Source organism: Pandoraea thiooxydans, assembly GCF_001931675.1.
Taxonomy (GTDB): domain Bacteria; phylum Pseudomonadota; class Gammaproteobacteria; order Burkholderiales; family Burkholderiaceae; genus Pandoraea; species Pandoraea thiooxydans.
In genome coordinates this window covers 3,013,938-3,026,211 of record NZ_CP014839.1, presented here as the reverse complement: position 1 = coordinate 3,026,211, position 12,274 = coordinate 3,013,938, and the positions used below count along the sequence as shown (strand labels likewise).

Annotated in this window: 13 protein-coding genes; 6 read left to right on the top strand and 7 right to left on the bottom strand. The window is 64.4% G+C overall.

Annotated elements, in window-relative coordinates; all coding sequences use genetic code 11:
- Nucleotides 1-56: 56 nt before the first annotated feature.
- The 4 genes from PATSB16_RS13870 to PATSB16_RS13855 form a co-directional block, all read right to left on the bottom strand.
- A complete protein-coding gene (locus PATSB16_RS13870) occupies nucleotides 57-548 on the bottom strand; it encodes an EF-hand domain-containing protein (RefSeq protein WP_047214712.1) in 492 nt (163 codons plus the stop codon).
- Nucleotides 549-647: 99 nt separating this feature from the next.
- Nucleotides 648-914 (bottom strand): glycine zipper 2TM domain-containing protein, encoded by a 267-nt coding sequence (locus PATSB16_RS13865; protein ID WP_047214711.1) that lies wholly within the window; start codon nucleotides 912-914, stop codon nucleotides 648-650.
- Nucleotides 915-1,201: 287 nt separating this feature from the next.
- On the bottom strand, nucleotides 1,202-2,392 hold the full coding sequence (locus PATSB16_RS13860; RefSeq protein ID WP_047214710.1) for an MFS transporter: 1,191 nt from the start codon (nucleotides 2,390-2,392) through the stop codon (nucleotides 1,202-1,204).
- Nucleotides 2,393-2,500: 108 nt separating this feature from the next.
- Nucleotides 2,501-3,193, bottom strand: coding sequence for a LolA family protein (locus PATSB16_RS13855; protein WP_052892687.1), 693 nt, complete (start codon nucleotides 3,191-3,193; stop codon nucleotides 2,501-2,503).
- A gap of 203 nt (nucleotides 3,194-3,396) precedes the next feature.
- On the opposite strand from PATSB16_RS13855, the gene PATSB16_RS13850 reads away from it, so the two are divergent.
- The gene (locus PATSB16_RS13850; protein ID WP_047214709.1) at nucleotides 3,397-4,290 is read left to right on the top strand and encodes a PhzF family phenazine biosynthesis protein; all 894 of its coding nucleotides are present in this window, start codon (nucleotides 3,397-3,399) and stop codon (nucleotides 4,288-4,290) included.
- A gap of 14 nt (nucleotides 4,291-4,304) precedes the next feature.
- Here the strand turns inward: PATSB16_RS13850 and PATSB16_RS13845 are convergent, their stop codons facing one another.
- A complete protein-coding gene (locus PATSB16_RS13845) occupies nucleotides 4,305-4,544 on the bottom strand; it encodes a hypothetical protein (RefSeq protein WP_047214708.1) in 240 nt (79 codons plus the stop codon).
- 223 nt (nucleotides 4,545-4,767) lie between these two features.
- On the opposite strand from PATSB16_RS13845, the gene PATSB16_RS13840 reads away from it, so the two are divergent.
- The gene (locus PATSB16_RS13840; protein ID WP_047214706.1) at nucleotides 4,768-5,142 is read left to right on the top strand and encodes a single-stranded DNA-binding protein; all 375 of its coding nucleotides are present in this window, start codon (nucleotides 4,768-4,770) and stop codon (nucleotides 5,140-5,142) included.
- 56 nt (nucleotides 5,143-5,198) lie between these two features.
- On the opposite strand, the gene PATSB16_RS13835 is transcribed toward PATSB16_RS13840, so the two are convergent.
- Nucleotides 5,199-6,869 (bottom strand): SulP family inorganic anion transporter, encoded by a 1,671-nt coding sequence (locus PATSB16_RS13835; protein WP_047214704.1) that lies wholly within the window; start codon nucleotides 6,867-6,869, stop codon nucleotides 5,199-5,201.
- A 348-nt stretch (nucleotides 6,870-7,217) separates the two neighbouring features.
- Between PATSB16_RS13835 and PATSB16_RS13830 the strand changes: the two genes are divergently transcribed.
- The 3 genes from PATSB16_RS13830 to PATSB16_RS13820 all read left to right on the top strand — a co-directional run bounded on the left by PATSB16_RS13830 (nucleotide 7,218) and on the right by PATSB16_RS13820 (nucleotide 10,542).
- Nucleotides 7,218-8,453 carry an aconitase X gene (locus tag PATSB16_RS13830; protein WP_047216570.1) on the top strand — a complete coding sequence of 412 codons (1,236 nt, stop codon included), beginning with the start codon at nucleotides 7,218-7,220 and terminating at the stop codon, nucleotides 8,451-8,453.
- On the top strand, nucleotides 8,450-8,956 hold the full coding sequence (locus tag PATSB16_RS13825; RefSeq protein WP_047214703.1) for an aconitase X swivel domain-containing protein: 507 nt from the start codon (nucleotides 8,450-8,452) through the stop codon (nucleotides 8,954-8,956). Before PATSB16_RS13830 ends, PATSB16_RS13825 begins: the two co-directional genes overlap by 4 nt.
- 278 nt (nucleotides 8,957-9,234) lie before the next feature.
- Nucleotides 9,235-10,542 (top strand): MFS transporter, encoded by a 1,308-nt coding sequence (locus PATSB16_RS13820; protein ID WP_047214702.1) that lies wholly within the window; start codon nucleotides 9,235-9,237, stop codon nucleotides 10,540-10,542.
- A 41-nt stretch (nucleotides 10,543-10,583) separates the two neighbouring features.
- Here PATSB16_RS13820 and PATSB16_RS13815 read toward each other — a convergent pair whose 3' ends face one another.
- On the bottom strand, nucleotides 10,584-11,414 hold the full coding sequence (locus PATSB16_RS13815) for a GntR family transcriptional regulator (RefSeq protein WP_047214701.1): 831 nt from the start codon (nucleotides 11,412-11,414) through the stop codon (nucleotides 10,584-10,586).
- Between the two features lie 313 nt (nucleotides 11,415-11,727).
- Between PATSB16_RS13815 and PATSB16_RS13810 the strand changes: the two genes are divergently transcribed.
- Nucleotides 11,728-12,228: a peroxiredoxin gene (locus PATSB16_RS13810; RefSeq protein ID WP_047214700.1), complete on the top strand. Its 501-nt coding sequence runs from the start codon at nucleotides 11,728-11,730 to the stop codon at nucleotides 12,226-12,228.
- Nucleotides 12,229-12,274 lie beyond the last annotated feature (46 nt).

Here is a 12,274-nt window from a genome sequence, read left to right as displayed (position 1 = left end):
GACAACGCCGGCGAACGAGGCTCGCCGGCGTTGTCGGTCGATACGGCAACTGCCGCCTACGGCTTGGACGGGGGATTATCGAGCGCGTACGCCGCGTGGCGCAGCCTGCGGATGTAGGCCCGCACTTCCTCCTGCGACAACTGGCCGTCATGATTCAGATCGGCTTGATCGAAATGCGGCGCCAGCCACGGTTCCGAGGCCTGTACCTCGGCGCGGCTCAAGGTGCCGTCGCCGTTTTTGTCGTCGGCCTTGAAGTGCCGCTCGAAGGCGGCGCGGCGCCGCGCCAGATTCTTTTCCTGGAAGGCGGCCCACTCCTTGCGGTCGATCACGCCGTCATGGTTGGTGTCGACTGCATCGAAGGTGCGCTGCAGATACCATTTGAGCGCGGTGTGTTGATCGCGCGCGTCGTTGAAGTCCGGCGCGGGGGAGGCCGGCTGCTGGGCTGCCGGGGGCTGCGGCATGCCGGTTTGCGCGAAGGATACCGGGCTGGCCAGACCGAGAAAGGTGGCCGAGGTGGCGATAAAAGCGCCGACGAGTGATTTCTTCATCGTGGTTCCTTATTCTGTTGACCGGGAGATGCGCGCCGGAGCTGACCGATGGCGGCGCGCGCGGGACAGGAGCACAGTTGGGCTTGGGGGCCGGGCCGATCAGTAGCGATCGCGGCGATAGTAGTGACCGCGATTGTCGGTAGTGACGTTACCGATCACACCACCGGCGACCGCCCCGCCGATGGTCGTCCAGGCATCGCCCCCGGAGATCAGCGCGCCGCCCAGCGCACCGATGCCGGCGCCCAGCGCCGTGTTGCGCTCCTGGCGCGGCGACATCCCGTTCATTGCGCAACCCGCGAGGCTGGCCGCACAGGCAAGCGCCAGGGCGAGCTTGCTCATGGCGCGCAGAGGTTGTGTGGTTTTCATTGTTCATCTCCATTCAAAGCTCTGTCAATTTCGGACTCCGGCATGTCGGCGCGACACACTCATGCGTCACGCTGCCGCTGACAGATGGCAATTCCAAGATACCCGATCGAGCCGCCCGCGCCTGTAATGATTTGTATCATTCTGTTGCGAAATGGTGAGAATTTCTCACGGCATTTCGATAGGAGCGCTTGATATGGTGCCGCGCGTCGGGCTCAGGTGAATGGAGATCGCTCACTGCCTTGTGAGCGATCCTGGCAAATGCAAACGCTGCCCGCGTTTCCTTCGGTTCAACTCGTGGCAGTCACGACGTGCCGCCGCCCGGCCCAGTGGCATAGGCCGGCGCCGAGCCCAAGCAGCAGACCCGCGGCCGACACGCCGAGCCAGCCGAAATGCGACCATGCGAGCGAACCCAGGGCCGAGCCCAGCGCCCCCAGCACGAAGTAGCTGGTCATATAGACCGTATTCAGGCGGCTCGCTGCAGCATGATCGAGCGCGTAGATGCGGGTCTGATTGGCAATCTGGCAACCCTGCACGCCAAGGTCGAGCAGGATCACGCCGGCAGCCAGGCCCCACAGGCTGGCGCCGAACCAGCCGAAGGTGACGAACGACGCGACGACGATGGCAATGCCCACACCCAGCACGCGGCGCGGGCCGCCATGATCGGCCAGCCGGCCGGAGACTGGCGCGGCCAGCGCACCGACCACACCGACCAGGCCGAACATGCCGGCCACATCGGCGCCCAGCCCGAAGGCGGGGCTGGCCAGCCATAGCGTCAGGGTCGACCAGAACACGCTGAACGAGGCGAACAGCAGCCCGCCTACCAGCGAGGCTTCACGCAGCGCTGGATGCCGGCGTGCGAGATGCAGCAGCGAGACCATCAACTGCCGGTATGACATATCGGTGGTAGGCGGCGCGTGCGGCAAGCGGCGCGCGAGGATCAGCGCGAGCACCACCATCATCGCGGCGGCGATCCAGAACATATCGCGCCAGCCGAACGCGGTGGCCACCACGCCACTCAAGGTGCGGGCCGCCAAAATGCCGATCAGCAAACCGCTCATGACCTGCCCGACGGTCTTGCCGCGCCTGGCCGGCTCGGCCAGCTGGGCCGCCAGCGGCACGATTTGCTGCGCCACGGTCGAGGTGACACCGGCCAGGAAGCTTGCCGCACCGAGCGCGGCAAGGCTGGGCGAGAGTGCCGCGCCGATCAGCGACAGCGTGAGCACGGCCAGCATGCCGAGAATCAGCCGGCGGCGATCGACGCGATCGCCCAGCGGCGTGAGAGTGAGCAGGCCGAAAGCGTAACCGAGCTGCGTGAGCATCGGTATCAGGCCGACTTGCGACGCACTCAGGCCGAAGTCCCTGCGGATATCGTCCAGCATCGGCTGGTTGTAGTACAGGTTGGCGACGGTCAAGCCGCACGCGATCGCCATGAGCAAGACGCTGCCGCGTGTCAGGGAACTGCCAGTACGAGAAGACATGTCAAAAAAATCAGTGAGCCAAACAACGGAAGGTGGCATGTTAAGCGCTTCGGCCAAACTTTGCAGAGCGCGGTCTCGCACAGGCTCTGCGCGGCCTGTATTCGCGTGTCAGTTGCGCGCGCGTTGCGTCGACGGCACCGCGACGGCGGCGGGCGCGCCGGCCGGTTTGGCCCGCGGGTCGAACAGCCGCGCCGCGAGCGGCACATTCAGGCGCACGTCGTCAAAGCGCACCGACTCCAGCAGTTGACCCGCGACATCGCGACTCTGGACCTTGACCGGAAACAGCGAGCCGGTGGCGAGCCACAGATCGTAGCGATGAATGCCGCCGGCCACTTCGGCGTTACCGGCGCCGGTCACCACCACATGCCAGGTGTGCTGCGTGCCGACCATGGTCTGGCCTTCCAGCGATGTCTTTCCCTCGGCTTGCAGCGCCTGGGCACTGGCCAGCAGCGCGCCGACGCTCGACTGGTCGATCCGCTGGCCGCGCGCGCCGCGAATCAGTGGATTGCCGGGGCTGAGCACCAGGCGCGGGAAATGTCCCTGGCCGAACGGCCACACCACGGCGCGCCGTGATGCGGGGTCGTAGACGATGACGGCACCGTGGTGCGGCTGGTCGAATTCCATGCGTACATGATCGGGGCGGCGGTAGAGGTAATGAATCACTTCGGCTCCCCGCCGGTCGCCCGACGAACGGATCGTCACCTCGTAACTGCCGAGTGCTGCAAAACGGGCCTGGGCTGCACCGAGCGGGTCGGCCGGCGGCGCGGCGAGCATGGCCAGGGTCATGGCGATCGGCAGCATGGGCAGGGCGCGTTGGCTAGGCGGCAAGTTCGGGGAGGAGCCAGTATAGGGCAGACGTCCAGCGTTTGCCGGGACCGTCGCCGGCGCCTTCACTGGCTTGGTGAATCTGCGTCGAATTGTCCATGGCGAGCGGCCTGGCGAGCCGCTAGGCTAAGTGCTTTGCACGACTTCATGGGCTTCGATGCCCGCCGCGAGGATCCCTTATGGCCCACTACCGTTTCCGTATCGTCAATGTGTTCGCAGAATCCACCTTCGGCGGCAACCCGCTCTGCGTGTTCGAAGACGGCCGGGGGCTCAGCGATGCGCAGATGCTTGCGCTGGCGCGTCAATTCAACTTGTCCGAGACCACCTTCATCCTGCCTTCCGAACAGGCCGACGCGAACGTGCGGATTTTCACGCCGGGCTATGAGATGCGGTTTGCCGGGCATCCGACGCTGGGGACTGCTCACGTCATTCGCGCGCTGCGCGGCAGCGGCGACGCGCTGACACTGTCGTTCAAGGCCGGCGTGGTGCCGGTGCGGGCGCACGGCGACGTCTGGACGCTGACCGCGCCTGCCGAGGGGGCACCTCTGGTGCGCGAGGTGGCACTGCCGCGGGCCGAGGTGGCGGCGCTGGTAGGGCTGCAGGCCGACGACCTGCTCGCCGCCCCGGTGTGGGTCGATACCGGCGCCGATCAGCTGTTGATACCGCTCAAGCATCCCGACGCGGTGCGGCGCGCGGCGCCGGTCAGCACCTTGCTCGAGCGCTGGCCGTTGAGCAGCCTGGGACGAAAAACCGGCTACGTCTTTGCTTTCGACGACGCGCCAGGCGATGGCGCGAACCCCAGCGCGAACACCGGCACGCGGCAGGTGGTGGCGCGCTATTTCTTCACCACTCAAGGTGGCGGAGTCAGTGAAGATCCGGGCACGGGATCGGCTTGCGCCAACCTGGGCGGCTGGCTGATCTCGACCGGGCATGCGTTGCCTGCGAGTTTGCGCGTCAGCCAGGGAGATCAAATCGACCGGCCATGCCGGCTGCAACTCGACCTCAGCGAGGATCGGGCCATCCGCGTCGGCGGCCGGGTGATCGAACTGGGTCAGGGCACGATTACGCTCTGAGCTGCGCGCGCCGATCAGTTCGTCGTTTGCATCAGGCGTGCGCCGCGCCGTTCGTGCGCGCGACGCTCGGCGCGCGCCTTGCTGTCTGGCGCAGGAGCCGGCGGGGGCGGATGAGTGATGGCGTTCCAGTTTTGCTGGATCGCCTGATCGGCGGCTGAAGACGGCATGGCTTTGAACACCGAGGATTGTTGTGCCGCCGCGAGCGGCAGCACGGCCAGCAGACCGAGGCCGGCGACTACGTGGGAGATTTTCACGGCAATTCTCATCGCTTTGACAGGCGCTAGGGTAGTGGGTTGGACAAACGCGCGTCAACCATGACGCGATAGCCATATCCTCAAAAATTATTTCAATATCTTACGCCCCAGCCTGCCGGCACCACGAGGCACCGCGATATCGTGCCTGCGAAATTCCATATAGCTCGACGCGCGGCAACGCCGCTTGCGGTTACACTGAGCCATTGAGTTTTGGGAGCGAGGCATGATCGACGGGCTGATTGGCGGGCGACTATATGGCGCCGCGCAGGAGCGCACGGGCCAGGGCGGCCGGGCATTCGTCACGGCCAAGGTGCGGGTGGCCGCCGGCGACGAGACGCTGTTCGTCAACGTGATCGCCTTTGCCGACGATGTCAGGGCTGCGTTGCTGGCGCTGGACGACGGCGATTCGGTGGCGCTCTCTGGCAGCCTCACCCCGAAGGTCTGGACCGACAAGCATGGCGAGGCCAGGCCGGCGCTGGACATGGTGGCACATCAACTGCTCACCGCGTACCACATCCGGCGCAAGCGCCAGGAGGTGCAAGGCCAGGGGCAGCCGCAGCCGCCTCATGGCGCCTTGGCCGACGACGAGCTGTTTTGATCACGCGCAACCCCGCGCCCGGCTGGCGGCGGGCGCGCTGCTGGCTGGAGCCACCGCTAAGCGGCGGCTGCTGGGTGGACGCCAGTGAAGGACAAAGCCTCGTGCAGCGTCGGGAAAATATGATCGTCGCCGATCACCTCGGCGATGCCGTGTCGTCGCATATCGGCAAGCAAATAATCATTGACGCGGCCGAACACCAGCGTGACGCCGCGCGCGGTCAGGTCTTCGCACAGCGTGCGCACCGAGCGCGCCGCCGAATAATCCAGGTCGGTGATGGCCCCGGCATCGACCACGAACCACCGCACCGGCGACGGTGCGCGTTGGATGAGCTGGCGCACTTCGTCGGCAAAGCGATTGTCGTTGGCGAAGAACAGATCCGCACCAAAGCGATAAACGATCAGCCCGGGCGCTGTCTGCGCACCGGGCGTGGCCGGCATGGGCAGCCACCTGCCTTGCGCGTCGGGTGCCAGCAGCGTGGTATGAGGCCGGTAGCTATGACGCACGTGCCGGAGCAGCGACAGTGCAATGGCCAGCAAAATGCCTTCCTCGACGCCGACCAGCACCACCGCGGTCGCTGTTACCAACGCCAATGAAAACTCGCCAGGGCTCTCGCGGCGAATGTCGCGCAGGCCCTCCAGATCGATCAGGCCGAGTGCGATGGTAAAGACGATGCCGGCCAGCACGCAGTGCGGCAAATATTGTAGCGGTGCGGTCAGAAACAGCAGCACCAGCACCACGACACCGGCGAACACCAGTTGCGCGAGCTGGCTGCGCGCGCCGGCGCGATCGGCCATCGCGGTTTGGGTCGGGCTGCCGTTGACCACGAACGCGCCGGACAGCGCCGCGCCGAAGTTGGCCACGCTCAGGCCAAGAATGTCGGCATCCTTATCGAGCCGCTCGTGATAGCGGTCGGCAAACACCCGCGCGGCTGCCGCGCTTTGGGCGATGATAACCACAAAGCACGATCCGGCGATCGGCACCAGTGAGATCAGCTCGCGCCAACTGACCATGGGCACGCCGAAATGCGGCCAGCCGGTCGGCACCGGACCGATCACGGCAATGCCGTGGCCGGAGAAATCAAACACGTAGCTTGCGGCAATGCCGCCGACCACGGTCAGCAGCGGCATGGGCAGCCGGGGCGCATAGCGTTTGCACCATAGGATCAGCGTTACCACCAGCACCGATAGCGCCAGGGTCTGCGGCTGGGTCTGCGCCCAGGCCTGCGCCAGACGCATCACCTGACCGGTGGTGTGGGCAGAGCTAACGCTGATGCCAAGCATATTGCCCAGCATGGCAATGCCGACCTGCACGCCGACCCCGGCAAGAAAGCCCACCAACACGGTGCGGGACAGGAAATCGGCCAGAAATCCCAGTTTGAAGATGCGCGCAACGAGCAGGAAGCCGGCCGTGAGCAGCGCAACCATGCCGACCAACGTGACGTATTCCGCGCTGCCGGCCGGCGCCATATCGGTCAGACCGCTGGCAAAGATCGTCGCGGTGGCCGAGTCGGCCGCCACCACCAAATGGCGCGACGAGCCGAACACGGCGAATCCGATGAGCGGCAGCAGCACCGTATAGAGACCGGTCACCACCGGCATGCCGGCAATCCGCGCGTAGCCGAGCACCTGAGGAATGTTCATCGACGCCAGCGTCACGCCGGCCAGCGCGTCACGCAGTGCGCCCGGCCAATCCAGCGGCAGCAGGCCTTTGAAAAATTTAAAACGCATTGTCGTTGTGTCCGGATTCTCTTCAGGCGCCTATGAGGCCCAGCGCATCGCGTCATGCGGGCATCGTGCCGCGAACGGTGGCAAAGATCAACGGTTTCATGATGGATCACTTGCCCGGGGACGGACGGCGTATTGATGGAAATCGGGACTTCCGGGCTATTGACATCGCCATCTCGGCTTCATACTATCTGGTCATTAATGTATTAATACAACTTAATACATTTTAAGCAGCATTGTGCCGATAGCCAATGCGCGCCTTGGCCGCCGTCGATTAAGCGCGGCATCTGGGATGGGCGCTGCATGGGCGTGCGGCGCCTGGCATGGCAGGACATCACATGGGACCGAGAAATGCGACTCAATGACGAAGAAACAGCGATGCTGGCCGGTGAAATGGGCGAGGTTGCCCAGACCGCCATCAGGCATCAGATAGCAGTGGGCGAGTTCTTCGACGCCCGCGATTTCGTGCCGGTGACGCAGGCGCACATCATGGCCGATACCGAGAGTCTGGGGCAGGCCGGCGTGATGTGGCTGGAGCGCCTTTGCGACGCCAAGGACGGACGGCACCTGGTACGCGTGCCGACCATCACAGACCCGCGCGGCACCGATTTCAGCAAGGCCGATGCGCTCGGGCAAAGCGCCTGGATGTTGGAGTTGGAGCGACGGGCGATCGACGCGTTCGTCAAGCTTGGCGTCACCATGACCGACACCTGCGTCAACTACCAGACCGTGTTGGCCGCCACGCGCGGCGAGCACGTGGCCTTTGGCGACACCGGGGTGGTGATCTATTCGAATTCGATCAACGGAGCGCGCTCGAATTTCGAGGGCGGCCCGTCGGCGTTGGCGGCCGGGTTGACCGGCCGCACGCCGCGCTATGCCTTTCATCTTGACGAATATCGCCGGGCCACGCTGCGTGTTCAGGTCGACTTCGTGCCGAACGGACTCGACGAGTGGGGCGCGCTGGGTGGCGTGATCGGTCGGCTGGCCGGCAACTATTGGCAGGTGCCCGTTATCGAGATGGGTGAGGTCGCGCCATCGTCGGACCAGCTCAAGCACTTTGGCGCGGCGATGGCGAGCTTCGGCTCGACCGCACTGTTCCATATTGTCGGCGTGACGCCCGAGGCGCCGACATTGGGCGAGGTGGGGGGGCAGCGTTTGCCGGTGCGTCAGTGCATCGGCCGCAGCGACATCGAGGCGCTCACGCGCAGCTATGCGCTGGAGAAAACCGTCGACGTCGTGGTGTTCTCGGCCCCGCAACTGAGCCTCTATGAGCTTCGTACGCTGGCCGAGTTGTGCGATGGGCGGCGTTTCAAAGTGCCTCTGCTGGCGGTGACCAGTCCCCAGGTCAAGCCCGACGCGGATCGCTTCGGCTTCACCGAACGCATCGAAGCGGCCGGAGGCACGGTTCTATCGGGTATGTGCTTCTACCAATCATACGCACGCGAGATGGCCGAGGCCAAAGGCTGGAAGCGGCTGGCAAGCAATAGCGCGAAGCTGGTCAACATCCTGGGCGGCTATGGTTATGTGCCGATGCTCGCGTCGATGACGGCATGCGTCGATGCCGCCGAAACCGGAGAACTGCAATGAAAGAACTGGTGCTCAGCGCACGCCACGCGATGGGGCGCAAAGTCGAGGGCCATGCGCTCGTGGCCAACGATGGTCTGTCGGCGCGCTACGACCTGAACCGTCTGACCGGCGTGTTTTCCCGGCCGGCCCACAAACTGGTCGGTCAATCGTATGTCGGCCGCATTCTCGTGCTCGATACCGCCAAGGGCGGAGTCGCGAGCGCCTGGATGCTTCATGAAATGCAGTCTCGCGACATGGCGCCGCTGGCCATCGTCTTCAATAGCGTCAACACGATTCTCGTGCAGGGCGCCGCGCTGGCCGGTATTCCCATGCTGGCCGGCTTCGACGAAGACGTTACCGCGTGCGTGCCCCACGGGGCATGGGTCGAAGTCGATCCCGCCGTCGGGACGCTGCGCGTGCTCGACCCGCAGGGGCGAGCCTCGGCATCGGCCAGCGCGAGCGATGCCGAGTCGCATGGCACCCAGAGCAATATGAGCAAGGTGCGTTTCGTCGAGCGGGGTTGAATTGGACAAGCCTGCCACGCGCGGCCTCGCGTACGGCAGGAACCGATTGCTACCTGTGAGAAGGGTATGAGCGAAAAACGGCGTTCTCCTCGATGAGTTGCGCCGCATAGATGCCGTGTCCGGCGCGGTCGCCGGTTTTGCAGGCAGGCATCGAAAACACAAAAACATACGCGGCGCTGGGGGCACTTCGCCGGGGCCGCCACGTGCCGCTCCTGGGCAGATACGCGTCGACCACATGCGCCACTGCCGGATGATCGAAATGTTTCTTGGAGGAGACAATGGACGCAACATCCGAAGCAAAGAAAGGCATGCTCCAGTCACCCGGCGCCATGGCGCAGCGGGCGCGCATCTATCCGTGGATCGTCATCGCGATGGGCTCGATGGTCTACATGAGCAACTATACGGATAAGGCGTTGATGTCGGTCGTGGCGCCGCATCTGATCGCGAATCTGCACATCAGCAAAATCACGATGGGATGGATTTTCTCCGCGTTCGCGATTACCTATACGATTCTTCAGCCGCTACTCGCTTACCTGTCCGATATTTTCGGGCCGCGGCGCTCGGTTGGGCTGATGGTGCTCTGGTATGGCGCATTTACAATCCTCAGCGGCGTCACGGCGCTGAACCTCGGGCAATTGGCATGGATGCGCGCGGCTACCGGCGCGGGTGAGGCAGCCTCGATGCCGGCGGCCACCGGCGGCGTCTCGCCCTGGGTGCCGCCCGGGCGGCGCGCGCTGTCGCAGGGAATCATGCATGCGGCGACGCGCCTGGGCGCTGCGCTCACGGTGCCTATTGGGGTGGCCAGCATTGTCGCGTTCGGCATTCCCGGACCGTTCTGGGTGTTCGGCACTGCAACCGTGCTGATCGGTCTGGTGTGGCTTGCCGTGTATCGTGCGCCGGCGACAGGCCAGGCGCACAGGAACCAACTGGTGCATGGCAAGAAGGTATGGGCGGTGGTGCTCAAGAGCAAAAGCATGTGGGCGCTTTGCCTGGCCGATTTCTGTTACTTCTATACCCTCACGATCTACTTGACCTGGCTGCCGACGTTCCTGATCAAGGACCACCACTTCACCATGCTCAAAGTGGGCATCTATGGATTTTTACCGTTCATCGGCGGCATGCTCGGCAGCGTGCTGGGTGGGGCGGTGTGCGACCGCCTGTGCGCGCGCACCGGCAACAAGCGTCTTTGGCGGCGGCTGATCCCCAGTGCCGGCATGATCTGTTCGGTTCTGCTGCTGTTGCCCGCGATATATGCGCAAAGCCAGTTCGTTACCATCATGCTGTTTTCCTGCTCGTTCTTTTTCCTGGATGCGACGATTTCGGTGTTCTGGGCGATCGCCATGGACATGGGCGGCTCTTATGCGTCGACCTCCGCCGGCTGGATGAATACCTGGGCCAATGTCGGCGGCATCATTTCTCCGATAGCGTTCGGTGCCCTGGTGCAATGGAGCGGCAGTTGGACCTTGCCCTTCCTGGTGGCAAGCGGCCTGATGCTCGTCGGGGCCGGTTTCGTCTGGCTCATCGATACGGAAATGCGCCTGTCGGACCTCATTGCCAGGCCGATCAATAAAAACGCGCGCGCTTGACGGGATGGCGCCGCGCGCGCCAAGGCGCGTTGCGCGACGATTCAGGCGAGTTGCTCGACGCGCGCTCGTGTGGCGCCCCGGATCGATGAGCTGATCGGCAGCGGGCCTTGGGCGCTGAGCAGGAATTCGTAGTTTTCCGGACGAATGTAGAACGACGAATGTTCGGCTACCGTGCCGTCGCTGCAGAAGGACTCGCGCTCCATGACCAGCAGCGCGGCGCGCGGACCCAGCCCGAGCTCGCGGCCGATTCGCGCGCCGGCAGGCTGGGCGCGGATTCTCACGTCGGCGCGCGCGATGCGCAGCTGCAGCAGGCGCTCGAGAATGCCGTAGATAGGATTCTCGCTGGCTTGCTGCCAGGACACCTTGGCTGCGTCCGCGGGCAAGTAGGCGCACACCATCGCAATTGGTTCGCCACCTACCTGGTAGATACGGCGCAGGAAAAAACATTGACCGCTCGGGTTTGCCAGGCTCGCATCGACATATTCGGGGCGCGCGATGGCCGCGAACTCGATCAACCGGGTCTCTGGCTCCACGCCCTGCGCGATCAGCGAATCGTAGAAGCCCTGCATCGAATGCAGATCGTGCTGCAGCTTTTGGCCGGCAACGAAAGTGCCCTTGCCTTGCTTCTTGACCACCAACCCCGCCGCAAGCAGCGCGTCCATCGCTTGCCGCACGGTGACCCGGCTCACGCCGAAGCGGACGGTCAACTCATGCTCCGAGGGCAATTTGCCATGGGCCGCGAAATGCCCGGCGAGAATATCGTGCTCGAGCTGGTCGGCGATTTGCCGATACAGCGACGTGGCGCTATCGCGCTGCAGCGGCGCGGCGGCGGGCGTGGTGCGCGGCGCCTTGGGGCGGCTCTGACGTTTCATGCTTGATCGATCGGTGGCGGTGGACTTTTGCCGCGGCAAAGCGGTTCGCGGTGCCGCTGGTTTTAAATGTATGGAAACATATCATACATGTTGGCCAGCTTGTCACAAGTAGTGATGTCGCCGGACGGGGCGTAGCCTCCGCGGGTTGGCAAACCCCCAGGCACTTCCTAGAATGAAATCGGCGATACTGCGATAACGCGCGATATCCCCATCGCAACGGCGCGGCGTCGCATTTTATCGTTCTGCCTGCCGGGGTTGGCCGCGACGCGGTCGCGCGTAGTCGGAGCCACTATCTCAAATACAAGGACAAACCATGATTCAAGCAGGCGACAAGCTGCCGCAGGGCACGCTGTACGAATATTTCGAAAGCGAGCAGGGCGGTTGCTCGATCGGGCCGAACGCGCTGGATGTGCAGGCGCTGGCGCACGGCAAGAAGCTGGTAATCTTCGGCCTGCCCGGGGCATTCACGCCGACCTGCTCGGCCAAGCATGTGCCCGGCTACATCGAGCATTACGACGCGCTGCGGAGCAAAGGCGTCGATGAAATCTGGTGCGTGTCGGTCAACGATGCGTTTGTCATGGGCGCCTGGGCGCGCGATCAGCACACCGACGGCAAGGTGCGCATGATGGGCGACGGCAGCGCCGCGTTTACCCGGGCACTGGGGCTGGAGCAGGATTTGTCGGCGCGTGGCATGGGCGTGCGCTCGCAGCGCTATGCGATGGTGGTCGAGGACGGCGTGGTCAAGGCGCTGTTCGTCGAAGCGCCCGGCAAATTCGAGGTGAGCGCGGCCGAGGCGGTATTGCAAACGCTGTAAAGCATCCCGGGCGTTTATCCGCGGTCATGGGGTTCGCTCGAGCCGT